At 69.7% G+C, this 22,917-nt stretch carries 21 protein-coding genes and 1 riboswitch; of the genes, 11 read left to right on the top strand and 10 right to left on the bottom strand.

The features are described 5' to 3' along the window. Nucleotides 1-3 precede the first annotated feature (3 nt). On the bottom strand, nucleotides 4-1,128 hold the full coding sequence (locus tag VHR41_04505; GenBank protein HEX3233431.1) for a serine hydrolase domain-containing protein: 1,125 nt from the start codon (nucleotides 1,126-1,128) through the stop codon (nucleotides 4-6). Further along, nucleotides 1,125-2,753 carry a bacterial transcriptional activator domain-containing protein gene (locus tag VHR41_04500; GenBank protein ID HEX3233430.1) on the bottom strand — a complete coding sequence of 543 codons (1,629 nt, stop codon included), beginning with the start codon at nucleotides 2,751-2,753 and terminating at the stop codon, nucleotides 1,125-1,127. Before VHR41_04500 ends, VHR41_04505 begins: the two co-directional genes overlap by 4 nt. A 409-nt stretch (nucleotides 2,754-3,162) precedes the next feature. Between VHR41_04500 and VHR41_04495 the strand changes: the two genes are divergently transcribed. Beyond that, on the top strand, nucleotides 3,163-3,504 hold the full coding sequence (locus tag VHR41_04495; protein ID HEX3233429.1) for a PadR family transcriptional regulator: 342 nt from the start codon (nucleotides 3,163-3,165) through the stop codon (nucleotides 3,502-3,504). A 37-nt stretch (nucleotides 3,505-3,541) separates the two neighbouring features. Beyond that, nucleotides 3,542-6,202 (top strand): ABC transporter permease, encoded by a 2,661-nt coding sequence (locus VHR41_04490; GenBank protein HEX3233428.1) that lies wholly within the window; start codon nucleotides 3,542-3,544, stop codon nucleotides 6,200-6,202. 48 nt (nucleotides 6,203-6,250) lie between these two features. On the opposite strand, the gene VHR41_04485 is transcribed toward VHR41_04490, so the two are convergent. Both VHR41_04485 and VHR41_04480 read right to left on the bottom strand, forming a co-directional pair. Beyond that, a complete protein-coding gene (locus VHR41_04485; GenBank protein HEX3233427.1) occupies nucleotides 6,251-8,251 on the bottom strand; it encodes a protein kinase in 2,001 nt (666 codons plus the stop codon). A gap of 8 nt (nucleotides 8,252-8,259) precedes the next feature. Then, the gene (locus VHR41_04480) at nucleotides 8,260-8,934 is read right to left on the bottom strand and encodes a plastocyanin/azurin family copper-binding protein (GenBank protein ID HEX3233426.1); all 675 of its coding nucleotides are present in this window, start codon (nucleotides 8,932-8,934) and stop codon (nucleotides 8,260-8,262) included. On the opposite strand from VHR41_04480, the gene VHR41_04475 reads away from it, so the two are divergent. The 5 genes from VHR41_04475 to VHR41_04455 all read left to right on the top strand — a co-directional run bounded on the left by VHR41_04475 (nucleotide 8,933) and on the right by VHR41_04455 (nucleotide 14,931). Further along, nucleotides 8,933-10,114, top strand: a complete 1,182-nt coding sequence (locus tag VHR41_04475; protein ID HEX3233425.1) for a hypothetical protein — start codon at nucleotides 8,933-8,935, stop codon at nucleotides 10,112-10,114. The genes VHR41_04480 and VHR41_04475 overlap by 2 nt on opposite strands. Before the next feature lie 90 nt (nucleotides 10,115-10,204). Beyond that, nucleotides 10,205-10,317, top strand: a riboswitch (cobalamin riboswitch). A gap of 108 nt (nucleotides 10,318-10,425) precedes the next feature. Further along, on the top strand, nucleotides 10,426-11,361 hold the full coding sequence (locus VHR41_04470; protein HEX3233424.1) for a helical backbone metal receptor: 936 nt from the start codon (nucleotides 10,426-10,428) through the stop codon (nucleotides 11,359-11,361). A 22-nt stretch (nucleotides 11,362-11,383) separates the two neighbouring features. Further along, nucleotides 11,384-13,369, top strand: coding sequence for a TonB-dependent receptor (locus VHR41_04465; GenBank protein ID HEX3233423.1), 1,986 nt, complete (start codon nucleotides 11,384-11,386; stop codon nucleotides 13,367-13,369). Then, nucleotides 13,359-14,036 (top strand): hypothetical protein, encoded by a 678-nt coding sequence (locus tag VHR41_04460; protein ID HEX3233422.1) that lies wholly within the window; start codon nucleotides 13,359-13,361, stop codon nucleotides 14,034-14,036. Before VHR41_04465 ends, VHR41_04460 begins: the two co-directional genes overlap by 11 nt. Continuing rightward, nucleotides 14,014-14,931: a cobalamin-binding protein gene (locus VHR41_04455; GenBank protein ID HEX3233421.1), complete on the top strand. Its 918-nt coding sequence runs from the start codon at nucleotides 14,014-14,016 to the stop codon at nucleotides 14,929-14,931. Before VHR41_04460 ends, VHR41_04455 begins: the two co-directional genes overlap by 23 nt. A 150-nt stretch (nucleotides 14,932-15,081) precedes the next feature. Here VHR41_04455 and VHR41_04450 read toward each other — a convergent pair whose 3' ends face one another. After that, a complete protein-coding gene (locus VHR41_04450) occupies nucleotides 15,082-16,086 on the bottom strand; it encodes a DUF4956 domain-containing protein (GenBank protein HEX3233420.1) in 1,005 nt (334 codons plus the stop codon). After that, on the bottom strand, nucleotides 16,083-16,622 hold the full coding sequence (locus VHR41_04445; protein ID HEX3233419.1) for a thioredoxin domain-containing protein: 540 nt from the start codon (nucleotides 16,620-16,622) through the stop codon (nucleotides 16,083-16,085). Before VHR41_04445 ends, VHR41_04450 begins: the two co-directional genes overlap by 4 nt. Before the next feature lie 169 nt (nucleotides 16,623-16,791). Between VHR41_04445 and VHR41_04440 the strand changes: the two genes are divergently transcribed. Continuing rightward, entirely contained in the window at nucleotides 16,792-17,349 is a 558-nt protein-coding gene (locus VHR41_04440; GenBank protein ID HEX3233418.1) for a DUF427 domain-containing protein, read from the top strand. Nucleotides 17,350-17,369: 20 nt separating this feature from the next. Here the strand turns inward: VHR41_04440 and VHR41_04435 are convergent, their stop codons facing one another. Further along, entirely contained in the window at nucleotides 17,370-18,542 is a 1,173-nt protein-coding gene (locus VHR41_04435) for a DUF711 family protein (protein ID HEX3233417.1), read from the bottom strand. Nucleotides 18,543-18,794: 252 nt separating this feature from the next. Between VHR41_04435 and VHR41_04430 the strand changes: the two genes are divergently transcribed. From VHR41_04430 to VHR41_04420, 3 genes are all read left to right on the top strand, one after another. Then, complete coding sequence (locus VHR41_04430) at nucleotides 18,795-19,250, top strand: DUF2214 family protein (GenBank protein HEX3233416.1); 456 nt, start codon at nucleotides 18,795-18,797, stop codon at nucleotides 19,248-19,250. A 118-nt stretch (nucleotides 19,251-19,368) separates the two neighbouring features. Further along, complete coding sequence (locus VHR41_04425; protein ID HEX3233415.1) at nucleotides 19,369-19,764, top strand: type II toxin-antitoxin system VapC family toxin; 396 nt, start codon at nucleotides 19,369-19,371, stop codon at nucleotides 19,762-19,764. Then, nucleotides 19,761-19,982, top strand: a complete 222-nt coding sequence (locus VHR41_04420; GenBank protein ID HEX3233414.1) for a hypothetical protein — start codon at nucleotides 19,761-19,763, stop codon at nucleotides 19,980-19,982. Before VHR41_04425 ends, VHR41_04420 begins: the two co-directional genes overlap by 4 nt. Before the next feature lie 307 nt (nucleotides 19,983-20,289). On the opposite strand, the gene VHR41_04415 is transcribed toward VHR41_04420, so the two are convergent. From VHR41_04415 to VHR41_04405, 3 genes are all read right to left on the bottom strand, one after another. Continuing rightward, nucleotides 20,290-21,720, bottom strand: a complete 1,431-nt coding sequence (locus VHR41_04415) for a hypothetical protein (GenBank protein ID HEX3233413.1) — start codon at nucleotides 21,718-21,720, stop codon at nucleotides 20,290-20,292. Next, nucleotides 21,717-22,220, bottom strand: coding sequence for a hypothetical protein (locus VHR41_04410; protein ID HEX3233412.1), 504 nt, complete (start codon nucleotides 22,218-22,220; stop codon nucleotides 21,717-21,719). The genes VHR41_04415 and VHR41_04410 overlap by 4 nt, the downstream gene beginning before the upstream one ends. Further along, nucleotides 22,217-22,917, bottom strand: a 701-nt coding sequence (locus VHR41_04405; GenBank protein ID HEX3233411.1) for a succinate dehydrogenase/fumarate reductase iron-sulfur subunit, incomplete at its 5' end; no start/stop codon positions are given. The genes VHR41_04410 and VHR41_04405, both read right to left, overlap by 4 nt.

Genomic DNA, 22,917 nt, shown 5'->3' with positions numbered 1-22,917 from the left:
GGTCTACCTCGTCGCCAGGAACGGCTCCGCATACCGGCCCACCGCGTCGACGAAGGTGCGGTCGCTGTTCACCAGTAGCGCCACAATCAGATGCTCCGCCGGATAGATGAGCAGGTTGGCGGTGCCCCCGACCGAGCCGCCCGCATGGGAGATTCGCCGCCGGCCGTGATCGTCCAGGGTTACGCTCCAGCCGATACCGTATCCGGTAGCCTTGCCGTCGGAGGTGTGCTGGGTGGTCCAGAGCAGTGTGACCGTGGCGGGTTGGAGGAGGCGCCCGCCCAGGAGTCGCTCGGCGAAGAGCGCGAGATCCTCAGTGGTCGAAAGGAAACCGCCGCCGGCCCACTTGTAGCTGTTGTCGACGTAAGGCGCGTTGAGCACGGGACCCACCGAGTCCGACCGGGTGTAGAACCGGGCCCGATCCGGGATGATGCTGTCCGGGTGGTCGGCGATGGTATGGGTCATCCCGGCAGGCCCGAACACGTGGCGCGCCATGAACTCGAGAAACGGCTCCCCGGATGCCCCCTCGACGACGGCACTCAGCAGGTTCCAGCCGTAACTCGAGTAGGCATACCGGGTGCCCGGCTCGAAGAGCAGTGAGTCATTCTGAAAGATCGTGAGACCCTCCAGGACCGAGCCGTAGTGCTTCTGGTTCTCGAACTCACCGGGGGCATAGTGTCGAATCCCGGCGAGATGCCCCGCCACCTGGCGCACGGTGATGGGATAGCGCTTCATCGGAAAGCTGGGTACGTAGCGCTGCACCGGCGCGTCCCAGTCGAGCCGGCCCTGCTCGCTGAGGAGGCCGAGCGCGGTGGCGGTAAGCGGCTTGGACACGCTCCCGATGCGGAAACGGGTCAGGGTCGTGACCGGCACGTGCTGCTCCAGGTTTGCCGAGCCGAAACCTTCGCTCCACACCAGGCGGTCATTCTTCCGTATCGAGATCGATGCTCCCGGCGCGCCGAGCACCCGCATGGTGTCGAGGATGAAACGGCGCACTTGGGCGATGGTGGACTGGAATGCGGCGGGGCTCTGCGGCGCGGCGCCCTGTACCGACGAGCCGGGTGCACACCCGACCATGCCCCAGCCAACCACCAGGGCCGATAGGAACAGCCGGGCTCGGCGACAGCTCATCGGCCGGGTCGCACGAACTCCCGCGCCGTGGCCAGCTCGGGGCGATCGCCGTCGGAGCGGCTCATGAGCCTGAGCAAGTCCCGGTAAGCTGTACGGGCGGCCGATCGGTCACCCGCAAGCTGGGCCGCGCGCGCGAGACCGAACAGGCTTCGCGCCCGGCCGGGCTCACGTTGGAGGGTGGCGCGGTAGGCCGCACCGGCTTCCACGTACCGACCCGCGGCAAGGAGCATGTCGGCCTGCAGCTCTCGCGCGGGCAGCAGCTCGGCCGGCGTCACCGGGTGCTTGCCGGTGACGTCCTCCCCGTCAGCCGCCTCCCGCGCCAGAGCGAGCGCGGCGGTCGTGTCTCCCAGGCCGAAGCGAATCCAGGCGTCGGCCACGTCCCGCTTGATGGCCGCAACTCTGGCCCAGTACGGCTCGTGCTGTGCGGCGAGCGCGGTGGCGAGCGAATCGAGCGCGGAGATCTCGACGCGCGCCGTCGCCGGCCGCCCGCTTCGCGCGGCGCCGAGGGCTCGGGTAAAGCGGCGCAGCATCACCGACACTCCGCTGTCCGCTGCACCCGATGCCGGGAACTCCGCCGCGGCCCGCCAGTCACCTCGCTCCAGGAGAATCCGCGCCGCCATCGCGGTGCGATTGTAGGCGCTCACCAGATTGTCCTTCCCCGGTGCGATCACCAGGTGCTGGCCGGTGGCGACCGCGGCACGTGCGGCCGAGTCCTGGCCAAGCTGGAGATAGCCATAGACGGCGTAGTCCAGGGTGTGGAGCTCTTCGGGAGTCATGCCTGCGAGCTCCAACGTCTTGGCGTAGTTGGCGCCGGCCTCATAGGCCTTCCGGTTCGACGCGACGGTCTCCTCCCAGAGGCCCAGCCGGACGAAGATGTGCGACGGCATGTGCTGGGCATGTGGTACCGCCGGAGCGATGCGCGCATAGCGGCGGGCAGCATCCAGTCCCATGGAGGCCAGCCGGGGCGAGTCGGTCGCGTGAATCGTGTAGTGGGCGAGCCCGGGGTGGTCCGGGTACCGGGCGAAAAGCGGAGCCAGGATGGACGCGGCCTTCCGCTCCTGCGCCAGCGACGTATCGGTGCGAGGAGCCGTCGCCAGCAGCGCCAGCGCGTAGTAGATGGCGACCTCGGTCTCCCGCGGGAGCTCCCGATAGAGCCGCGCCATAGTGTCGGCATAGGCCTGCAGCCGGACGGCGTTGGACGTGCTGGAGGCGTCGCGATAGAGCGCCATGCTCGCCGCGATGAAGCCCTGCTCCCGCCTGGTCGGGGCAGGGTGCGAGGCGGCGCGCTCCGCGGCCTCAACCCCGCGGCGGAGCGCGGCACCAGCCGGACCGCCGACGAATGGATTACCCCAGGCATTGACGGCCAGACCCCAGTAGGCCATCGCGCAAGTGGAATCGGCTTGAATGACCGCGTTGAACGCCTGCTCGCCCTCCTCCCACCAGAACGAGTGGAGCACGGCCATCGCGTGCTCGAACCGGCGTTGCGCCTCGGCGGTACACGAGACAGGAAAGTGAACCTGGCCGAGCCGACCCATCCCGTGCTGGTGCGCCTCTTCTTCCTGGGCCCAGACCGCCGGCGCGAACGCGAGCGCGACGAGGGTAGTGAGCCGAATCGTGACGCGCATGCACGGCGACACAGTCACGGGGTGCATAGACTCTCCGATGCGATGGAACCTTTCGCGGCTCCCATGCGCTACCCCAATGGAACGCCCGAGGCGTGCAGCCTTCAACAGGAGGACCGTAAGATGTACCGATCGCTCTTCACGCCCAGCTCGATCCCGGAGATCCCCGATCCGGGGCCACTCCTGCTCTTCATTCAGCAGGCCCAGCTGGCGCTGGTCTACCGGCGCGAGCGATTGGATTGAGAGCGTCTTTGAGCGCCTCGATGTATGAGGCGCGGTACCGCCCGCGTCAACGGCGGGCAGCCGTACGGTCCTGACCCATCCAGACACCAGCGCGCGCGAGCAGCTTGATACCTTGACGTCTAGGTATGCGGGTGACATTATATACCTAGACATCTATGGGATTGCATTCATGCCTGTCTCCATCCCCGCCACCAAAGACCGCCTCCACGGCACGCTCGACGCCCTCATCCTCAAGACCCTGAGCTGGGGCCCCCGCCACGGTTACGCCATCACCCGCTGGCTCCGGGACAGCAGCGCCGAGGCCATCCAGGTGGAGGAGGGATCGCTCTACCCGGCGCTCTACCGCATGGAGCGGCAGGGGTGGATCGAAGCCGAGTGGGGCATCTCGGAGCTGGGCCGCAAGGCACGGGTGTACCGGCTGACGCCGAAAGGCCGACGGCAGCTCGCGGCAGAGACCGAGCGCTTCGTTCAGTTCGTCGCGGCCGTCTCCCCAATACTGCTCCCCAGCTGACACCCGGATCGACCGCGATTCGCGTGGCGGAGGGTCCATGCCGCAGATCCGAACGGTGGGCCGCCAGTTCAAGTCGCTGATCTGGCGCGACAGCATCGCGGAGCAGGTCGACGCGGAGCTGGAGTTCCATCTCGAGATGCTCACCCGCGAGCTGATGGAGACCGGCCTGAGCCGGGAGGCGGCGCGCGCGCAGGCGCTCCAGCGCTTCGGCGATCTCCCCGCACTCACCGCCACCTGTCGGACGATCGGCCTCCAGCACGAGCGGGAGCTGCGTCGCACCGAGTACCTCGACGAGCTGCGGCAGGATGGCGCCCACGCGGTGCGCCAGCTCCGGAAGTCTCCCGCCTTCGCCCTCATTGCCATTCTCACGCTGGCGCTCGCGATCGGAGCCAACACCGCGATCTTCAGCGTGGTGAGCGCCGTGCTGCTCCGGCCGCTGCCCTATCCGGATGCCGATCGTCTCGCGGTTGTCTGGGCCGCGAGTGCCGGCGAAAAGCAGCTCCTGGTCTCCATTCCGGACGTGAAGGAGTGGCGCGCCCGGAATCACAGCTTCGAGGATATCGGAATCGTCCGGTCGCAGAGCGTCAACCTCACGGGTGGCGAGGCGCCCGACCGCCTGCTGGGCAGCTTCGTCACCGCCCCCACGCTTCGGCTGCTGGGTGCCCGGGCGTCGCTCGGGCGACTGTTCACCGAGGAGGAGACCACCGAGGGGACCGGACAGCAGGTAGCCGTGCTCTCTCAGCAGGCCTGGAAGACTCGGTTCGGCAGCGACCCACGCATACTGGGGCGCATCCTGTTGTTGAATGGCCGCCCTCACGTGGTGATCGGGGTGACCGATCCCGAGTTTCGCGACCTGTTCGATCAGCCGGACGTCTGGCTCCCGATCACCTCCGCGCCCAACCCTAACTGGTTCACCCGGGACAACCCTTCCGTCTGGGCCGTCGGCCGGCTCAAGCCGGGCGTGACGCTGGCCCAGGCGCAGGGCGATCTCTCCGCCATCAGCCGCCGGCTGGCCCAAGAGTATCCTGCCAGCAATGCCGGGTCTGACGCGTCGGTGTTCTCCCTCCGGGACAACCTCGTCGGGCAGGTCCGGCCGGCCCTGCTCATCCTGCTCGGGTTCGTCGGGGTGGTGCTGCTCATCGCCTGCGCCAACGTGGCCAACCTGCAGCTTGCACGAGCCGCCTCGCGCCGGACCGAGATTTCGCTCCGAGCGGCCTTGGGTGCTGGCCGCGCGCGGCTGGTCCGGCAACTCCTCACCGAGAGCCTGGTCCTCTCCCTCATCGGTGGCGGTGCCGGACTGGTCCTGGCCTACTGGATGATCCGAGGGCTGCTGGCCGCCGTGCCGGAGGGGCTGCCCGTGTTCGGCGAGGTCGGGCTCGATCGCGGCGTGCTGCTCTTCTCGGCGGCGATCACCATCGCCACCGGCCTGCTCTTCGGGGCGGTGCCGGCCATGCACGCCGCGCGTGCCGACCTCAACGATTCACTGAGATCCCGAGCCGGTGACGGCTCGCTCGGTGGCAGGGGCGACATCCGCCACGCCTTCGTGGCGCTTCAGCTGGCGCTCAGCATCGTGCTTCTGGTGGGCGCGGGACTCCTCACCCGCAGTCTGCTGGCGCTGCAGCGGGTGAATCTCGGATTCGATCCGGACCACATCCTCACGGCGGAGTTCCGGCTGCCCGCGATCAAGTATGACACGCCCGAGCAGATCGACGCGTTCATGACCCAGGCGCTCGGCGCCATCCGGGCCGTGCCCGGCATCCGCTCGGCAGCGCTGCTCGGCGCGGTCCCGCTGAGCGGCAACTGGGCCAGCACCGGATACCTGGCGGCGGGGCAGCCGGCGCCCGGCCCCGGCCTCCAGCCCACGGCGCGGGTCAATGGCGTCACCGACGGGTACTTCCGAACGATGAAGATCCCACTGCTCCAAGGGCGCGAATTCCTGGCCACCGATCGAGCCGACTCGCCACCGGTCGCGATTGTCAATCAGGAGCTGGCTCGCCGGGCATGGCCCGGGCAATCCGCGCTGGGCCAGCGGCTCAAGATCTATGGGTCGCCGGATGTCTGGGCCACGGTCGTCGGTGTAGTAGGCAACGTGAAGCAGCTCACGCTGGGCGAGCCGGACGGAGCGCAGCTCTACCAGCCCAAACCCCAGGTCTCGGGCATCTTCGCCAGCGTCGCGGCGCGCACCGACGGCGACCCGATGGCGCTCGCCGGCGGGCTGCGTGCGGCCATCTGGTCGGTGGACCGGGATCAGCCGGTGTGGAAGATTCGCTCGCTGCGATCGCTGGTCGAGCGGGATCTGGCCCCGCAGAGATTCACCATGCTGCTGGCCGGCTCCTTTGCCCTGCTGGCCGTGGTGCTCGCGGCGGTCGGAGTCTACGGCGTCATGTCTTACGCGGTGGCGCAGCGCACCCGGGAGATCGGCATCCGCATGGCGCTCGGCGCGGCTCGCGGCCGGGTGCTGGCGATGGTGCTGGGACGTGGAGCGCGGATCACCGCGTGGGCCGCCCTGCTCGGGCTGCTCCTTTCGGCCGGGGCGGCACGGCTCATTCGAAGCCAGCTCTTCGGGGTAAACCCCAACGACCTGCTGACGTTCGTCACGGTGCCGGTGGGTCTGGCCGCGGTGGCATTGCTTGCGTGTTATCTGCCGGCCAGGCGAGCCGCTGGGGTAGATCCGGTCACGGCGCTGCGCAGCGAGTGAGCGAGCGCGCGACCCGATAGGTGGATGCCTTCGCCCCCGCGCGGGCGCCTAGGCTTCCACCTGCTCCAGGGCGTGAAGCATATCGGTGGCGCTCCCCCAGCGGTTCTCCGGTCGGCGCTCGAGCGCCTTCGCAATGATGTGGGCGAGCGCGGCGGGGATCTCGGGATTCAGGTCGATCGGGTCCGGCGCCGCGTCGTTCATGTGTCGGGCCAGGAGCGCCATCGGGGTCGGCGCCTCGAACACGTGCCGGCCCGTGACGCACTCGAACAGCACCGCGCCGGTGGCGTAGAGGTCGCTCCGATGGTCCACCGGTTCGCCGAACAGTTGCTCCGGCGCCATGTACTGCGGCGTTCCCACCACCACCCCAGCCGCCGTGAGCGTCTCCGAGCCGCCCGACCGCCGCTCGGTCAGCCGAGCGATGCCGAAGTCCATCACCTTGAGGAACCCGGTCGGATCCACCAGCAGGTTCTGCGGCTTGATGTCGCGGTGGACGATCCCCTCCTCGTGCGCCACCTCCAGGGCCCGGCAGACCTGCTTCCCGATGGTGAGCGCCGCCGGGACCGCCAGCCGGCCGGCCTCCCGGATCAGCGTGGCCACGGTGGTCCCGCGCACGAACTCCATGGTGATGTAGTAGACCCCGTCCAACTCGCCGATATCGAAGGTCCGCACCACGTTCCGGTGGGTGATCCGGCGCGCCAGCCGGAGCTCCTGCTTGAACCGCTCGAGCATGGTGGGGTCGAACTGGTCCAGCTCCGGGCGGAGCGCCTTGATGGCCACGGTCTCGCCGACCTCGCGGTCGAACGCGCGATACACCACTCCCATCCCCCCGGCGCCGATCGCTTCCTGAATGTCGTAGCGCCCGGCGAACCGGGCCCCGACCACCAGCCTCCCTTCGCCCCGGCCGAAGGTCCGCGGGCCGTCCTCGATCTGGTGCGTTCCGGTGCGGAGATAGGTGACCAGCCGGTCCTTCTCCCGCAGCTCCTCCACCATCCGGCGAAAGGCGGTGGCGAGCTCGCCGATCTCGTCCCGGCTGGTAACCTCGATGCGGCCGGTGTACTGCCCCTCGCTCACTCTTCGGGTCACTTCGACCAGACGATTCACCGGGCGGGTGATCTGCCGCGCCATCAGCACCGACACGCCGAGCGCGAGCACCAGACCCACCACGAACGCCCAGCCGATCGTGCGGCTGAGCTGATGGTACGCCGCGAGATCCGCGTCCCGCGAGTGCAGACCGACGTATCCGCCGATCGGCACTCCGTCCGCCGTGGCGAGCAGCCCGGTGGCTCCCTCGTATCGGGTGCCCCGGGTGGTGAGCCGAAAGCGGGTGACGGACTCGCGCGCGGCGCTGTCGGCCGGGATCGCGCGGACGGCGGCCTGGACCTGGTCCAGGGGGAGCGTCGACAGGATCACCTGCGGCACGCCGAGCGTGTCGCGGGCGAAGAAGACGATCTCGGAGTTGGTGTGACGGCGGAGCTGCCGGGCAAAGGCGCTGTCGATCCGAAGCGCCGCGACGACCACCCCGAAGGGGCGGGCGCTCCCCGGATCGACTACCGGCACGCCGACCGCCTGGTAGAGCTCGTCGCCCGCCTGGCCCGGCTCGATCCAGACGCCCTCGGTGGTCTGCCCCTCGAGCGCCCGGCCGATCAGCGCCCCCCGAGAGAAGTCTTCGTCGAACGCGCTCCGGTTGGCGGTCCATGCCTGGAGCACGCCGGCGCCGTCGGTGATGAGCACCCAGTCGGCGCCGGTCTGGGCCCGGAGCTCATCGGCCTGGTCGAGCAGGTTGGCCCGGGTGCCGGCGCGGAGCGATTCGCCGATGCGGGACACGTAGGCTGGCACCTGCGCCAGCGCGGCGGCCAGCCGCCGCAGGGTTTGGCTGCGGCCGGCGAGAGCATCGCCGATGGCCGATTGGGTGGCCTGGAGGGCGCGAGTGGAGGCGGCGTCGGCAGCGCTGTCGGCCTGGCGCTTGGTCACCAGCAGAGCCGCGCCGAGCACGGCGACCACCACCAGCGCCGTGCCGAGGAAGATCTTCTGTCCCAGGCGCGAGGGCATGCGGGCGGTCAGTAGCGCCGTCCTCGCTGCGGGTACGGCTGGCCGAACTTGTTGAGGTGAGGCTTGAAGTGGTACCCGCGCGCATCCAGCTCCAGGGCGAGGTTCTGGAGACCGGCGGGGGGAACCGTGAGCTGCCGGATGACCTCGGGCGCCCGCTCATGCCAGGCGTGGAGCTGGTAGCTGCCTGGCGGCACCGCCGGCAGCGAGAAGGTCCCGTCGCTGGCGGGCTGGGCGAAATAGGAATTGTCCCGCACCACCACGATCGCGCTCATCTGCGCGTGGACGTTGCAGTAGACCCGCATGATTCCCGGCCGGGTGAACTTGACCGACCGCGCTTCGCCCCTGCCATAGAGACCCAGGTCGAACGGATTCTCCTCGGAGAGCGAGAAGACGTTATGGTTGAACGGATCGTGATTGGGAAAGGAGATGGTGGAGCCGACCGGCACCACCAGCAGATGCGGCGAGAACGCCTTGTCCGCCGTCCCGATCTCGGCGCGCACCGGCACCACCGCCTCCGCCGCGGGAGTGGCGAGCCAGATCACCGCCTGGCCCACGTCGCCCGGATGATCGCCCTTGTCCAGCATGGTGACGCGCCCACCCACCACCACCGCGACCGGCAGCGCCATCGCGGCGGCCAGCAGGACTCGGCGGAACCTGTCGCCGCGCTGTACTTTACCTCGCATGGTCAAAGACTACCGATCGCCGCGGAGCGCGTCAACGCGCCGGGCTGTTCTGGTCGCGCTGCCCCTGCTGGCGGCACCGCTCCGAGCCCAGCAGCCCGACATCGAGGCGCACCTGCACGGCCTGGTGCTGATGAACGCGTTCTATACCAGCAACGCGGTCAACAACAGCGACGTCCCCCAATTTGTGATCCCGGCGGCCGCCAGCTCTCGCACCAGTGCCACCAGCGCCGCGGTGCGGCAGTCGCGGGTCACCCTGACGGCGCTGGTGCCTGAGTTCGGCCGGGGGGCACTGAGCGGCATCCTGGACCTCGATTTCTTCGGCGGACAGCAGCCGTCGAGCGGGGGACGCACCTTCCCGCTGCTCCGGATCCGGCGCGCGTTCGCGGAGCTCACCTGGCGGCGGGCGGCGCTGCTGATCGGCCAGGAGTCGCCGCCGATCGCCGCGGTGAGCCCCTCCTCGCTCGCCAGCATTGGCTTCCCCGATTTCGCGGGTGCGGGAAATCTGTGGCTCTGGATTCCGCAGATTCGGCTGAGCGGGGACCTGGCGCCGGCAGGCGGGGTGCGGGTCGGCGCCGAGGTCGCGGTGCTTGCGCCGACCTCGGGCGAGGCGCAGGGTCCATTTTTCACCCAACCCGATATCGCTGAGCGGAGCGGGCGTCCCTATTTCCAGGGCAGACTCCGGGCCCGCTGGGGCGCCGAAGACCAGCAGGGCGAGCTGAGCGTGGGCGGACATTATGGCTGGCTGGTGGATTCCTCGGGCGGCCGGGTGCCGAGCCGGGCGCTGGTCGCAAGCGTGTGGACTCCGCTCACGACTTGGGCCGAGCTCCGCGCGGAGGCGTTCGTCGGGCAGGCGCTGGCGGGACTCGGCGGAGGTGGGATCGGGCAGAGCATGGTGCTCGATGGAGTGCCGGTGCACACCAGCGGCGGATGGGCGCAGCTCAACCTTCGCCCGACCCCCGCGTGGGAAGTCGGCGGCGGTGGCGGGATCGATGATCCGGACGACGACGATCTTGCCCTGGGCTCCCGCCGGCGGAACGTCGGCGTCGAAGGGCATGTGCACTGGCGGCACGCGCCCGCGGTGATCGGGCTGGAGGTGCGGGGGCTGTGGACTCGCTACGCACCGGCGGTCGGAAGACTGAGCGCGGCGCACGTCAATTTGGCGGCCGGGTTCGAGTTCTGAGCACCGGCGCTCCGCCCGCTCTTGCGTGCCGCCGATCGAACCGGTATGATCTCCGCCGTCGACAACAGTTCTACGCGAGCAGCGATACTCGGAAGCCGGTGTGAATCCGGCGCGGCCCCGCCACTGTAACGGGCAGCAGTCCACCTCGCTTGAGACGCCACTGGGAAACCGGGAAGGCGAGCGAGGGCCCGAAGCCAGGAGACCTCGCCCTCGCGCCACCTCACTGACCCTCGGGGGAGGGAAACGGTGGCGACTCCGGCCTCCACGCCTGTGTCCGCCCATCTTCGGTTCCCCGGGGATGGGCGGATGCATTGACGGCCCGTCTCCGGCTCGCGGCACTCTGTGCCGCGGGGCTCGTCGCGTGCCACCAGCCCGGCCGCCGGCCGGACCTTGAGGCCGCGGTGGTTGCCGCCTCGGCTAGCGCCTCGGCTACCGACGAGGCGGCCACCTCGGTCGCCGATGACGCGGGGAACACGCTCCGCATCGACCGGCCGCCGCGTCGGATCGTCTCGCTCAATCCCACCACTACCGAGCTCCTCTTCGCCTTGGGCGCCGGCGACCGCCTGGTCGGCCGCACCGACGCGTGCGACTACCCCGTGGCCGCTCTGCGGGTGGCGAGCGTCGGGGCCTGGCTCCCGCCCAACGTCGAAGCCGTAGCCGCGCGGTCACCCGACCTGGTCCTGCTGTACGACGGCCCGACCAACGCCGGCGCCCGCGCCCGGCTCAGGTCGATGGGTATCCCGGTGCTGGCCCTTCGCACCGACCACCTCGCCGACGTGCCCAGACTGGCCCGGCTGCTGGGGCGCGTGGTGGGCGCAGACCACGCGGCGGACTCGCTGGCGCGAACGTTCGAGGCGGCACTCGGCCGCCTGCGCCGGTCGGCCGAGCCTGCACTGGCTCCCGGGGTGCTGCTCCTCGCCTGGGACCAGCCGCTCATCGTACTCGGCGCCGGCAGCTTCGTGAGCGAGCTGCTGGAGCTGGCCGGCGCACGCAACGTGTTCGACGACCTATCACTGCCTTCCGCCCCGGTCACGCTCGAATCGGTCGTGGCGCGCGGTCCGCTCGCCATCGTCACGGTGGGCGCGATGAGCGCCGGCTTCGCCTCGCGCCCTGAATGGCAGGCCCTGCGCGCGGTTCGGCGGCACCGTCTCCTCGCGCTCACCGAATCCGTCTTCAATCGGCCCAGTCCGCGGGCACCCGCCGCCGTGGCCATGCTCCGGCACCGCCTCCAGCCGGTGCTGCAGTGACCCCGCTTCAGGAGATCTCATCATGATCCGCGCTCGTCCAGCCTTCCCGATCCGGTGGTGTGCCGCCGCCGCGCTCCTCGTCGCGACCGCCCCCATCCTCGCTGCCCAGGAGCGGAGCGACACCACCGTGCTTCCCGAGATCGTCGTCACGGCGACGCGCTATCCGGTGAGCGCGGACTCGGTGGGTGTCACCGTGACGGTGCTGCGGGGCGAGGATCTCCGGGCCCAGGGCATTCGCTCGGTGGCAGACGCGCTCCGGCAGGTCCCCGGCGCGCAGGTGGTGCAGGGGGGCGGATTCGGGGCGCAGACCTCGCTGTTTCTCCGCGGAGGCGAAAGCGACTACGTGAAGGTCCTGGTGGACGGTGTCGCCGTCAACCAGCCCGGCGGCTCTTACGACTTCGCCAACCTGACCACCGACAACATCGAGCGGATCGAGGTCGTTCGGGGCCCCGGTAGCGTGCTGTACGGTTCGGACGCGATCTCCGGCGTGGTCCAGATCGTGACCCGCGATGGCCGCGGAGATACCGAGCTGAGCGCGACCGGGGAGGGCGGTACCTACGGCTCCTTCCGCTGGGAGGCCGAGGCGCTCGGCGGTGGCGAGGCACTGGGCTGGTCGGCGGCGGTATCCCGCAGGACCACCGACGGGATCTACGGCTTCAACAGCGACTATCACAACACCGTGGCGAGCGGGCGGGTCCGGGCGGCGGCCGGCGGGCGCACCGGGGCGGCGCTCTCGGCCCGCTTCGCGGACGGCGCGTTCCACTTTCCCACCGACTTCACCGGCGCGCCCACCGATCACAATCAGTTCAACACCGAGCGGACCACCACGGTCTCGCTGGACGTCACTCACCGGTTCTCCAGCGCGGTGGAAGGACAGCTCCTGGTGGGTCGGCACGCGGCGAACAACGAGTTCGTGAACCCGCCTGACTCCGCCACCGACTTCAACGGCTTCAGCGACTCGCGCATCGACACCCGGCGCTGGACCGCCGAGGCGCGCGGCCAGCTGCGGCTACCGGCAGACATCCGCGGCCTGGCCGGAGTGAGTCTGGACCACGAGCGCCAGGCCAACCTTCAGCGCTCGGCTGCCGAGGACCCGCTCACGCGGGTCGACCCCTCACCGGAGCGGACCAACTGGGGGTTCTTCCTGCAGGGCTCCGCGATGCCGGTGGCCCGCCTTCAGCTCACGGCCGGCGGACGGCTGGACCAGAACGAGCGTTTCGGGAGCTTCTGGACCTATCGGACCAGCGCGCTCGCGTTCGTCACTCCGTCTACCCGGATCCGGGCGTCGGTGGGAACGGGCTTCAAGGAGCCCTCGTTCTTCGACAACTTCGCCACCGGCTTCGCGACGGGCAATCCGGACCTTCGCCCTGAGCGGACGTTCAGCGTGGAGGGCGGCGTGACCCAGGACGTACCGGGCACCGGCGTCAGTGTCTCCGCTACCGGCTTCGCCCAGCGGTTCCGAGACTTGATCCAGTTCACCTTCGCGCCGCCCTCGCCGGGCGCGCCGAACTTCTTCAACGTCGCGGCCGCCAGGGTGGCGGGCGTGGAGATCGGGGTGAAGCTCCGTCCGACCGCCGGCGTGGAGGCGGACGCCGCCTACACCCACCTGCACACCGAAGTGACCGACGCGGGCTTCGATTCGGGGGAAGACGCGACGTTCGTGAACGGCCAGCGCCTGCTCCGCCGCCCCGACGACATGCTCACCTTCGGACTGCAGTCCACGGTGGCCCGGCGTGGCCGAGTCGGGGCGGTGCTGACGGTGGTCGGCAGCCGGGAGGACGTGCGGTTCGCCTCCTTCCCCGACCCCTCGAAGCGCCTGACGCTTCCGAGCTACGCCACCCTCGATCTCAGCGGCAGCGTGGCCGTGCTGCTTCCGGGCGGCGGCGTGCCCGGCCTGGACCTGACCACGAGGGTCGAGAACCTGTTCGACAAGTCGTACGAGCAGGCGGCCAACTTCCGCTCGCCCGGGCGGACGATTCTCGTGGGCGTCACGACCCATGTCCGCTGAGCCGGTGCGCGTCGCGCTGAGCTGGAGCGGCGGGAAGGATGCCGCCTGGGCGCTGCATCGACTTCGAAAGATGCCGGCGGTGGAGGTGGTCGCGCTGGTGACCACCGTGGTCTCCGCCTTCGACCGGATCGCGATGCACGGTGTCAGGGCCGAGCTGCTCCGCGCTCAGGCGGCCGCCGCGGGGATCGAGCTGGTGGAGGTGCCGCTCTCCTGGCCGAGCACCAACGCCGAGTACGAGCAGCGGGTGGGTGCGGCGCTGGCGAGTCTCCGGACCCGGCTCGGCGTGACGCATGTGGCCTTCGGCGATCTCTTTCTGGCGGACGTGCGAGCGTACCGCGAGCGGATGCTCGAGGGCACGGGGCTCACCCCGCTCTTTCCGCTCTGGCTGGAGCCGACCGGCCCTCTCATGCAGACGATGTTGCGCGAGGGAGTCGAGGCTCGGATCGTGTGCCTCGACCCGCAACGGGTAGACCGGGAGCTCGCAGGCCAGGCGCTGGATGCCGGGCTGCTGGCCGGGCTTCCCGCCGCGGTCGATCCCTGCGGCGAGCGGGGCGAGTTCCACACCTTCGTCACCGCCGGGCCGATGCTCCGCCGGCGGCTGCCGGTGATGGCCGGCGAGATCGTGGACCGGGAAGGCTTCGTCTATGCTGATCTCCTCCCGATCTGAGCTGCGCCAGCGTCGACGGATCGCATCCCTGCTGCCGGGCGCCACCGAGATCGTGCTTGCGCTTGGGCTGGAGGACGCGCTGGTCGCCGTCAGCCACTCCTGCGATTTCCCCGGGCGCGTCTCTCGTCTGCCGCGGGTCACCCGGACCCGCATCCCGGTCGACGCGCCGAGTCGCGAGATCGATCGCGTGGTCCGCTCGGCGCTCGCCAGGGGCGAATCCCTGTATCAGGTGGATGCTGAACGGCTCGACGAGCTGGCACCCGACCTCATCGTCACGCAGGGTCTCTGCGAGGTGTGCGCCGTCGGCCCGGCAGAGGTGCAGCGCGCACTCCCATCGCTCCAGTCCTCACCCGAGGTGCTGGTGCTCGACCCCCACACACTGGAGGAGACGTTCGGCGCCATCGTTCGCGTGGGAGCGGCAGCCTGCGTCCGCGACCGCGCCGAGCGGGTCGCCGCCAGCCTCCGTCGCCGGGTGGATGCGATCCGCGCGCGCCATCCGGCAGGAGCACCGCGCCCTCGGGTGGCGTTTCTGGAATGGATCGATCCACCCATCTCGGGCGGCCACTGGAATCCGGAGCTGGTGGCGCTGGCCGGCGGAGAGGACGGCCTCGGCCGGCCCGGAATGCCGAGCCGAACAATTTCCTGGGACGAGCTGCTGGCGTGGGAACCGGAGGTGCTGGTGGCGGCGTGCTGTGGCTACTCCGCCGAGCGGACCCGACGGGAGCTGGCGTGGTTCCGCGCGCAGCCTGGAGTGCCGGAGCTCCCCTGCGTCCGAAATGGGCGAGTGTACGTGGCCGACGGCGTCTCGCTCTTCAGCCGGCCCGGTCCCAGCCTGGTCGACAGCCTGGAGCGGCTGGACGAGGTTCTCTGCGGCTCAAGAGCAAACTTGCAATGACCGGGGGGGTTCGATCGGCCCGGATACAAGGAGGGACCCTCCCCCCAAATGAGGGGAGGGCATTGTATTGAACAGATGACTCTTGAAGTCGTTTAGTGCGGAGCGATAATCCTAGACGTTCTCGGCGCGGGCGGCAATAGCCCAAAGTGGCTACTGGGTGCCGCGCTCCCCCTCGTCCGCGGCGACGACATGCGGCGCGCCTTCCTTGAGCAGGTGTTCCCGCAGCATGTCCAGGCCCACCCGCTTCTTCGGCCGCACCCGGTACTCCAGCACCGTCGGTCCGCCGTCACCCGGCATCACGTTGGCGAGGGCCCAGCGCTTGGTGTCGCGCTCCAGCACTGCCTCGACCGGCGGGCGCGCCTGCACCTCTCCGTCGACATAGATCCGGAGGAGGCTGGTGCGATCCTCCGACGCGACAGGCCCGGCCCCGAGCGGAGCCTGGCCGTTGCTCGGTTCTTTTGCGGCCGGCTCCCCGATTGCGCTGGAGATCGCCGCGAGATCGGCCCCCGACGGCATGCAGAGCCGGGCGAAGGTGCGCTCGAATTCGGCGCTGAAGTTGAACTTCCAGAGGGCCAGCTCGACCGTCACGAAGAAGATCGAGAGCACGGTGGCCACCGCGAGCGCGTGGATCCCGGTGGCGAAGCCGATCCCGATCGAGCCGAAGATGTAGACCGTATCGCCCGACTCCTTGAGCGTGTTGCGGAACCGCACCGCCGCCACGATTCCCGCCAGACTGAAGGCGAGCGCCAGGCTATCGCGCACCACGACCAGGATCGCGGTCACCACGATGGGGAGCATGATGACGGTCTGGACCAGCGAGTGGTCGTACTTGAGCCGGGTGCGGGTCCGGACGTACACGAACGAGATCGGCAGCACCAGCAGCAGCGCCCCCAGCATCTGCACGGCCGCGTCCAGCCAGCGTGGCGCGCCCTTCGGATAGAGGGCCAGCTGTGACCGCACCCAGGTGAGCGCCCCGCTCATGTCCACCGGAGAAGAAGCTCCGGCCGGTGCCTCGTTGACCGGAAATACCGCCGTGAGGACCAGAAGCACCAGCCCCGCCGCGAGGTAGTACCCGATCAGGCGCATCACCGTCACCCGGCCGATGACGCGCAAGGCCGACGGCTCCGCTCGGGCGCTCTGGGCAGGCGTCGTCATGCTACCGGGAGCGTGAGCGCCGCCCGTGCCAGCGCCGCCACCAGCGCCGAGCGCTCGCGCGGGCCGTCGTAGCGCTGGCCATTGATGAAGAGCGTCGGGGTGCCGTGGACGCCGCTGGTGGACCCGCTGGCGAGATCCTCGCGCACCCGCCTCTCGTGTGTGTGCAAACGCATGTCATTCTCGAATCGCTCCAGGTCCAGGCCGATCTTCCGAGCATGCTTCCGCAGATCGCTCTCGTCCAGCGCCGTCTGGTGCTCGAACAGCCGGTCGTGCATCTCCCAGAACCGTTCCTGTCCTGCCGCCGCCTCGGCGGCCTCGGCGGCCGCGGCGGCGTGGGGATGGGAGGCTGGTAGGGGGAAGTGACGGAAGACGAACCGCAGGTTGGGTCCCAGCGCCTTCTGCACCGCCTTGAGGACCGGGTACGCTCGGCCACAATCGGGACACTCGAAGTCGCCGTATTCCACCAGCGTCACTCGTGCGTCGGCCCCGCCCAGGACGTGATCGCGCTCGCCCACCTCGCCATCGAGCGTACTCACCAGCGCCGGGCGCTGGCCATAGAGAGGTCTGCTCCGATCATGCCGGAGTATACGCCTCGTCGATAGGCCCGGCCAGAGCCGCCGCACGGAAGTCACCGATTGGAACCGGCCCGGCTTGCGCGGCGTTCACCCGCTGAGCGCAGGTGAGACTTCCTCCAGGAGGATTGCCGTGTCCCTCGATGCCGACAGCTATGCGGCCGAACGTGCGAAGTGGCGGAACTTCCCGCGGGTGCGGCCGCCCGATATCGTTGCCCCCGGTCCGGGACAGGAATCGGTCTGGGACTACCCGCGGCCGCCTCGGGTCGAGTCGGTGCTCGCGCGCGTGCGCGTGGAGCTCGGAGGGCGGGTCGTGGCGGACAGCACCCGGGCACTTCGGGTGTGTGAGACCTCGAGTCCGCCGGTGTACTACGTGCCGCCGTCCGACATCGATCTCGAGTGCGTGGCGCCGAGCCAACGCACCAGTTTCTGCGAGTGGAAGGGCGTCGCCCGGTATTGGACCGTCCAGTCGGCCGGCCGGATGGCCAAAGACGCCGGCTGGAGCTACCCGGAGCCGGACGAGGGCTACGAGGCGATCCGCGACTATCTGTCCTTCTATCCCCGCCGCGTGGACGGGTGCTACGTGGGCGAGCACCGGGTCACCCCGCAGCCCGGCTTCTACTACGGCGGCTGGGTCACGCCTGATCTGGTCGGCCCCTTCAAGGGAGTGCCGGGATCCGAGGCGTGGTGAGGCTGGCCCTGGCCCACATCTCAATCGATCCGCATCACCCCGCAATCGGCCAGCAACGGATCATCGAACCGGGCGAGATCTCCCGCCCGTTTGCCGGGCAGGAGTAGCAAGCGAGCCGCGAGCGGTTTCTGGAGCCGGTCCGCCAGCGCGGCCACGTCCAGGATGAGGCGAGCGACCGTCTCACTGGGGATGTCTCCCGGGAGCGGAATGACATCCAGCCCGGTGCCACACACGCTGGAGTAGAGCAGGAGCTCGTGAACGCCGTACCGGCCCTCAGTGGCCCGCTGTGCGAGGACCGGGTCTTCCAGGACCGGCAGCATGAGACCGGCGTAGCCACAGGTGCGGACCCGCAGCGACTTCAACGCCCCGGTGATGGCGGCACAGGCATCCAGCGTAGAGGCACTGCCGAACGGCCGGTGGGTCAGCGCCTCGATGGCCGCGCCGATGCTGCGATCCTTGGCAGGCGCGGGCGACGGATCGATCCCCAGATACCTCCGGCCCTCCCGCTGCGCAAACGCGGCGGCGGTCCGCTCCACCGGGCCAAGGGACTCCTCCAGCCGCGTCCGGAGCCGCGCGGTGGCGTCGCGCGGGTCCCGGGCCGACCGGAGCGCCGCCTCCACCAGGGAGGCCGATTCCAGTCCGATGGCCAACGAGTCCGGGCCCGCATGGTAGGCCACCGGAAAGAACGGCGTACCGGGGGGAATGTGGGCTGCCGCCGCGAAGCGGAAGTTGCCAAGGCCGCCGGGAGTCGACCGGGAGATGGCGAGCATCACTTCGGCGGCCGTCTGGATCGCGTGAGGCTGGGTACCGGTGCCGGGCGCGGCCACCGTCACCGAGAAGCTGAGCTTGGTCGTGGTCCGGGCCAGCTCCGCCGCCCAGGCGGCGAGGCCGGGGTCGGCTCGGTCGGCGAGGAGGATCGGGCCGATGGCCACCAGGACGTCCCTGTCCTGCGCCAGCCGGTCGAGCGCTCGAAGGTCGGTCAGCGCGGCGTCTCGCGCGGCCCCGGTGAGATCGGCCACCAGGGGAGGAGTGGCGACGCGCAGCGTCTCGACCTCGTAGCCTTCGTCTTCGAACAACTTCCTGCCCCGCTGCAGCACTGCGATCGCCGCCTCGACGCGGTCGAGCTCTGTGGTGGAAGTGAGGCCGACGCCGGCCGTGATGGTACGAACCCGGAAGGGCCTGGCTGGGGGCACGGTCGGCTCGGCAGGTCGGCCGGTGGGATCCACTGCGCTCACCGAGAGCGCCGTCGCGACCAACCGGCCCAGAAAGTCTCTACGCGATTGCCCACTCATCAGCACCTTTAGCGTCGGGAGTCGGTGGCGTGACGGATGCACCAGCAGGATGGAGCCCGGATACTACGCCCGATCGATGGCGTGAGCTAGAGCGAGCAGACCCAACCGATCATATTGCCGCGGTCGACACCGGCATCCGCTGAGGAGGATCCAATGTCTATCCGTTGGCTGTTCGCGGCGCTCCACCTTCTGGGCCTGGGGCTCGGCCTCGGCGCGGTCTGGGCTCGCGGGCGTGCGCTCCGCGGTGAGCTGGACCCGGCCGGGCTCCGCCGGGTCTTCTATGCCGATACCTGGTGGGGCATCGCCGCCCTGGTCTGGATCTCCACCGGCCTGGTCCGCGCCTTCGGTGGGCTGGAGAAGGGGAGTGCCTACTACCTGCACAATCACCTGTTCTGGGGGAAGATGACGCTGCTCTTGATGATCCTGATCCTGGAGATCTCGCCGATGGTCACTCTCATCCGCTGGAGGGCGCAGGTCGGGCGCGGCGAGCTGCCCGATACGAGGGCGGCGGGCCGGCTCGCGCAGACCAGTTTCCTGCAGGCGGCGCTCGTGGTGCTCATGGTGCTGGCGGCGACGGGGATGGCGAGGGGGTACGGGGCGGCAAGCTAGGCTGTTCCCGACCGGCTGATGACCCTGGCAGCCGATCGCGCACCTCGAGGACACAGCAGTCTTGCATCGCCTGGCCACCCTGGTACTATGTACAATTGTACATCACCAGGGAGCCGCCGTGGAGCTCGTCGTCGACACGTCCGTGCTGATTGCCGTGCTCACGGGAGAGACGGCGCGGGACCGCCTCATCGCCCGAACTCAGGGAGCCGAGCTGCTCGCGCCGGGCTCGGTGCACTGGGAGATCGGGACCGCGTTCTCGGCCTTGCTCAAGCGCCGCCGGCTGAAGCTGGCGGAGGTCCAGGCCGCGCTCGCCGCGTACGCCGCGATCCCGATCCGGGTGGTGGAGGTCGAGCTGGGCGCCGCGCTGGAGCTGGCGGATCGGTTCGGGCTCTACGCCTACGACGCCTATCTCATGGCCTGCGCCCGGCGTCAGCGGGCACCCCTGCTGACGCTGGATGCGCGGCTCGGGCGGGCGGCACAGGAGGCGGGCGTACAGGTGCTGGAGGTGGGATGAAGGAGTTCACCTATTCCGAGGCTCGGCAGCGGCTGGCGTCATTGCTGGAGCGCGCGCGGCGGGAAGGGGCGGTGCGGATCAGGCGCAAGGACGGGCAGGTGTTCGTGGTGCGGCCGGAGGTGTCTTCGGGCTCGCCCCTGGACGTGCCGGCCATCGGCGCGCGTCTCGGCCGGGACGAGATCCTGGATGCTATCCGCGAGGGGCGCCGCCCGCTCTGATCCGGCGGGATGCTCACGATCAGCCGCCAACTCCTAAGGGCCGCCGCCACCTACTTATAGACCAGCTCGAGCTGGGCCTGGCGGATGAAGACCAGCAGAGGATCCGGCGCCGGCGGCAGCGGCATGGTGCTGGGTGCGTAGAGTGGGCGCATCGTGGACTCCTTGCTCGGTTCATCGGTTGCGGTGGTCATCCTCCCGGCGCCACCCCCGTTTTCGATGAGCCCACGATAGCCCGACCGAATCACGCCGAAATCACCGGAATCTCACCTGGCAGCCGAGGCTGTGTGCCGCAGGACCAGGAACGGCCTCACTTCACCCCGAGCGCCTGTTTGACCGTGCCCGCCAGCCACTCCGCCTCCCGCTTGTCGCGGACCGCGCGGCCGGCGGTGAGCTTCTTCCCCGCCTTGGTCAGGACCACGATGTCGTAATAGGGCCGCGTCCCCGACTGCATGGTGATGCGGGTGGTGACGTCGTCGACGGCGGACGCCGGCAGAGTCTGGCCGCCGCCGGTCACGAGGTAGCCGCTCGCCAGGGTGAGACTGCCGTTCCCCGCCACCACGCGGGACTCCCTGAGCCAGAGCTCCAGCACGCCCACCAGCAGGAGCACGCCGAATCCCCCGAACACGATGGGGAAGACGAGCGGCGCGCGCGAATGCATCAGGGCCCACACCACGCCACCCCACAGCGCCGCGAAGAGCGTGAGACCCGAGGCGACCCCCGGATTCCGGGCGGCGGGAAAGAAGATCTCCGTTCCTCGCCTGGTTGTGCTGACCTCGATACGCGACCCGGGCGGTTGGCGGTAGGTGTCGAGCGCCACCGGTGCTCCCAGGGCGGCCTCGCTCACGGTCGGCGGCTCCTTGCTCAGCTCGGTCCGGAAGACTGGCACCTCGAAGCTCGAGGCGTAGTCGATACCCGGAACCCCGGCCGTCACCTCCAGCCGCCAGAGAATCTGGTCATCCGAGACGCTGTCATCGCAGGCCCGCGCGTCGGGAGGGAGAGCGAATCCGACCGGGATCCTGGTGCCCATCCCGCTCGCGTCCCGGGCCACCTCTCCGGCCACCCGGCGCTCTTCCTGCCAGAGGACGCTTTCGGTGGTAGACCGATTCTTGGAGCTGCCGCTGGTCACCCGCCGGATACAGCGCAGGACGACCTCGAACCCCTCGACCGGCCGCAGCGGGACGGTGGTCCGCACCGTTCCTGCCAGGCTGTGGCCGACGACCCCGGGACGGGTATCCAGCTCCAGCCGCGACACGCCGAACCGGCGGTACCGCAAGGTCGCACGGATGGCCCAGACCAGCAGAGCGATGCCGATGGCGGGGAAGAGCAGGATCAGGAGCGCGGCGGGCTTCTGTTTCCAGACCGCCGCGCGCACTGCGAGCACGACGCCGGGGAGGCTGATGAGATTCCACAAGGTCGCGAAGATCCAGGCGAACCACATGGTCCCGCGACTCGAATCGTCCACCCACCCGGCTGCCCAGTCGGGCCGCCAGAGCCAGGGGGCGGCGGGATTCCTGGCCTTGAGCGCCGCCGCCTCCCCGGCGCGGCGGCGTCCCACCCGCGTGGCCGCGAGTCCGCCGAAGCCGACGCCTCCGAATGTGAGCGCGAAGACCGCGAGCAGACCCGCCTGAGCCCAGTCGCCGGACGTCGCGGAGCGGACGCCCTGGACCGCGGCGAACACTCCCGCGGCGGCGAATGGCAGGAGAAAGAGGGCGAGGCAGCCGAAGCCCAGGTTCGTCACTCCAGGCTCGGCTCGAACGGCTCCTCTTCGCGGGGCTTGAGCTGGGGGTAGCGGGCGAGGAGCCGGGCGCAGGTGTTCCACCGCAGTATCGATTCGTCGTTCCCGGCCGGCCGGTGTGCTTCGGCCCGCTCGTACCACCTCATCGCCTCGCGCAGCCAGTGGTAGGCTTTCTCTCCCGAGCCGGGCGTGCCCAGGCGCAGGTACGCCTTGGCGCACCGCTCGCAGATGATCCCGCCGTAATAGTCCCGTTTGTAGTCGTCGCTCAGGCGGGGGAGCAGCTCGCGGGCCCGGTGCACGCCCGCGGTCGGCGCCTCGGAGAACTGGTCGGTGATGGCCAGGAGCAGACTCACCAGGGCCTGCTGGTTGGCCGGGTCCACCGTCAGCACGTCGAGGCAGATGCTTTCCGCCGACGAGGGATCGTTGATGAGCCGGTAGCGCTCGGCCTTCTGCAGCGCCGCGGCCACGCTCTCCCGCGAGATCGGCTTGGGCTCGAAGCTCACTGCGCGGGTCTCCGGCTGAACACCTTCAGCACCCGGCCCAGCGGGTCGAAGAACTGGTCGACCACCCGCTCCTTGAGCGGGATGATCGCGTTGTCGGTGATGGTGATGTGCTCGGGGCACACCGTGGTGCAGCACTTGGTGATGTTGCAGTAGCCGATACCGTGGGCCCGCCGGAGCTCCTCCACCCGGTCTTCCGCGTCCAGCGGATGCATCTCCAGCGCGGCCACGTGCACCAGGAAGCGCGGGCCGATGAAGTCGTCATGGAGCTGGTGGTCCCGCAGGACGTGGCAGACGTCCTGGCAGAGAAAGCACTCGATGCACTTGCGGAACTCCTGCACCCGGTCGGCGTCCGTCTGCGCCATGCGCCAGGTGCCGTCGGGAGCATCGGGCGGGCGGGGCTTGAACGGCTTGATCCGCCGTTTGACCGCGTAGTTCCAGGAGACGTCGGTGACCAGGTCCTTGATCGGCGGGAAGGCCCGCATCGGCTCCACGGTGACCGGCTTGTCCAGCGGGAGCTGGTTGAGCCGGGTCATGCACATGAGCGTCGGCATGCCGTTCACCTCGGCCGAGCAGGAGCCGCACTTGCCGGCCTTGCAGTTCCAGCGGACAGCGAGGTCGTTGGCCTGTTCCGCCTGGATCTGGTGAATCGCGTCGAGCACCACCATCCCGGGGGACACGCCGGTGGTGTAATCCACGA

This window comes from Gemmatimonadales bacterium (assembly GCA_036265815.1).
Taxonomy (GTDB): domain Bacteria; phylum Gemmatimonadota; class Gemmatimonadetes; order Gemmatimonadales; family GWC2-71-9; genus CAVVWJ01.
Note: the sequence above shows the minus strand (reverse complement) of the source record. Positions and strands in the feature narration are given on the sequence as shown.

Excerpts from the sequence above, each read along its gene's own strand:
- VHR41_04505 (HEX3233431.1), bottom strand. The coding sequence starts at position 1,128 with ATGAGCTGTCGCCGAGCCCGGCTGTTCCTATCGGCCCTGGTGGTTGGC.
- VHR41_04460 (HEX3233422.1), top strand. The coding sequence starts at position 13,359 with ATGTCCGCTGAGCCGGTGCGCGTCGCGCTGAGCTGGAGCGGCGGGAAG.
- VHR41_04450 (HEX3233420.1), bottom strand. The coding sequence starts at position 16,086 with ATGACGACGCCTGCCCAGAGCGCCCGAGCGGAGCCGTCGGCCTTGCGC.
- VHR41_04420 (HEX3233414.1), top strand. The coding sequence starts at position 19,761 with ATGAAGGAGTTCACCTATTCCGAGGCTCGGCAGCGGCTGGCGTCATTG.
- VHR41_04495 (HEX3233429.1), top strand. The coding sequence starts at position 3,163 with ATGCCTGTCTCCATCCCCGCCACCAAAGACCGCCTCCACGGCACGCTC.
- VHR41_04490 (HEX3233428.1), top strand. The coding sequence starts at position 3,542 with ATGCCGCAGATCCGAACGGTGGGCCGCCAGTTCAAGTCGCTGATCTGG.
- VHR41_04430 (HEX3233416.1), top strand. The coding sequence starts at position 18,795 with ATGTCTATCCGTTGGCTGTTCGCGGCGCTCCACCTTCTGGGCCTGGGG.
- VHR41_04455 (HEX3233421.1), top strand. The coding sequence starts at position 14,014 with ATGCTGATCTCCTCCCGATCTGAGCTGCGCCAGCGTCGACGGATCGCA.
- VHR41_04475 (HEX3233425.1), top strand. The coding sequence starts at position 8,933 with ATGGTCAAAGACTACCGATCGCCGCGGAGCGCGTCAACGCGCCGGGCT.
- VHR41_04485 (HEX3233427.1), bottom strand. The coding sequence starts at position 8,251 with ATGCCCTCGCGCCTGGGACAGAAGATCTTCCTCGGCACGGCGCTGGTG.
- VHR41_04500 (HEX3233430.1), bottom strand. The coding sequence starts at position 2,753 with ATGCGCGTCACGATTCGGCTCACTACCCTCGTCGCGCTCGCGTTCGCG.
- VHR41_04465 (HEX3233423.1), top strand. The coding sequence starts at position 11,384 with ATGATCCGCGCTCGTCCAGCCTTCCCGATCCGGTGGTGTGCCGCCGCC.
- VHR41_04480 (HEX3233426.1), bottom strand. The coding sequence starts at position 8,934 with ATGCGAGGTAAAGTACAGCGCGGCGACAGGTTCCGCCGAGTCCTGCTG.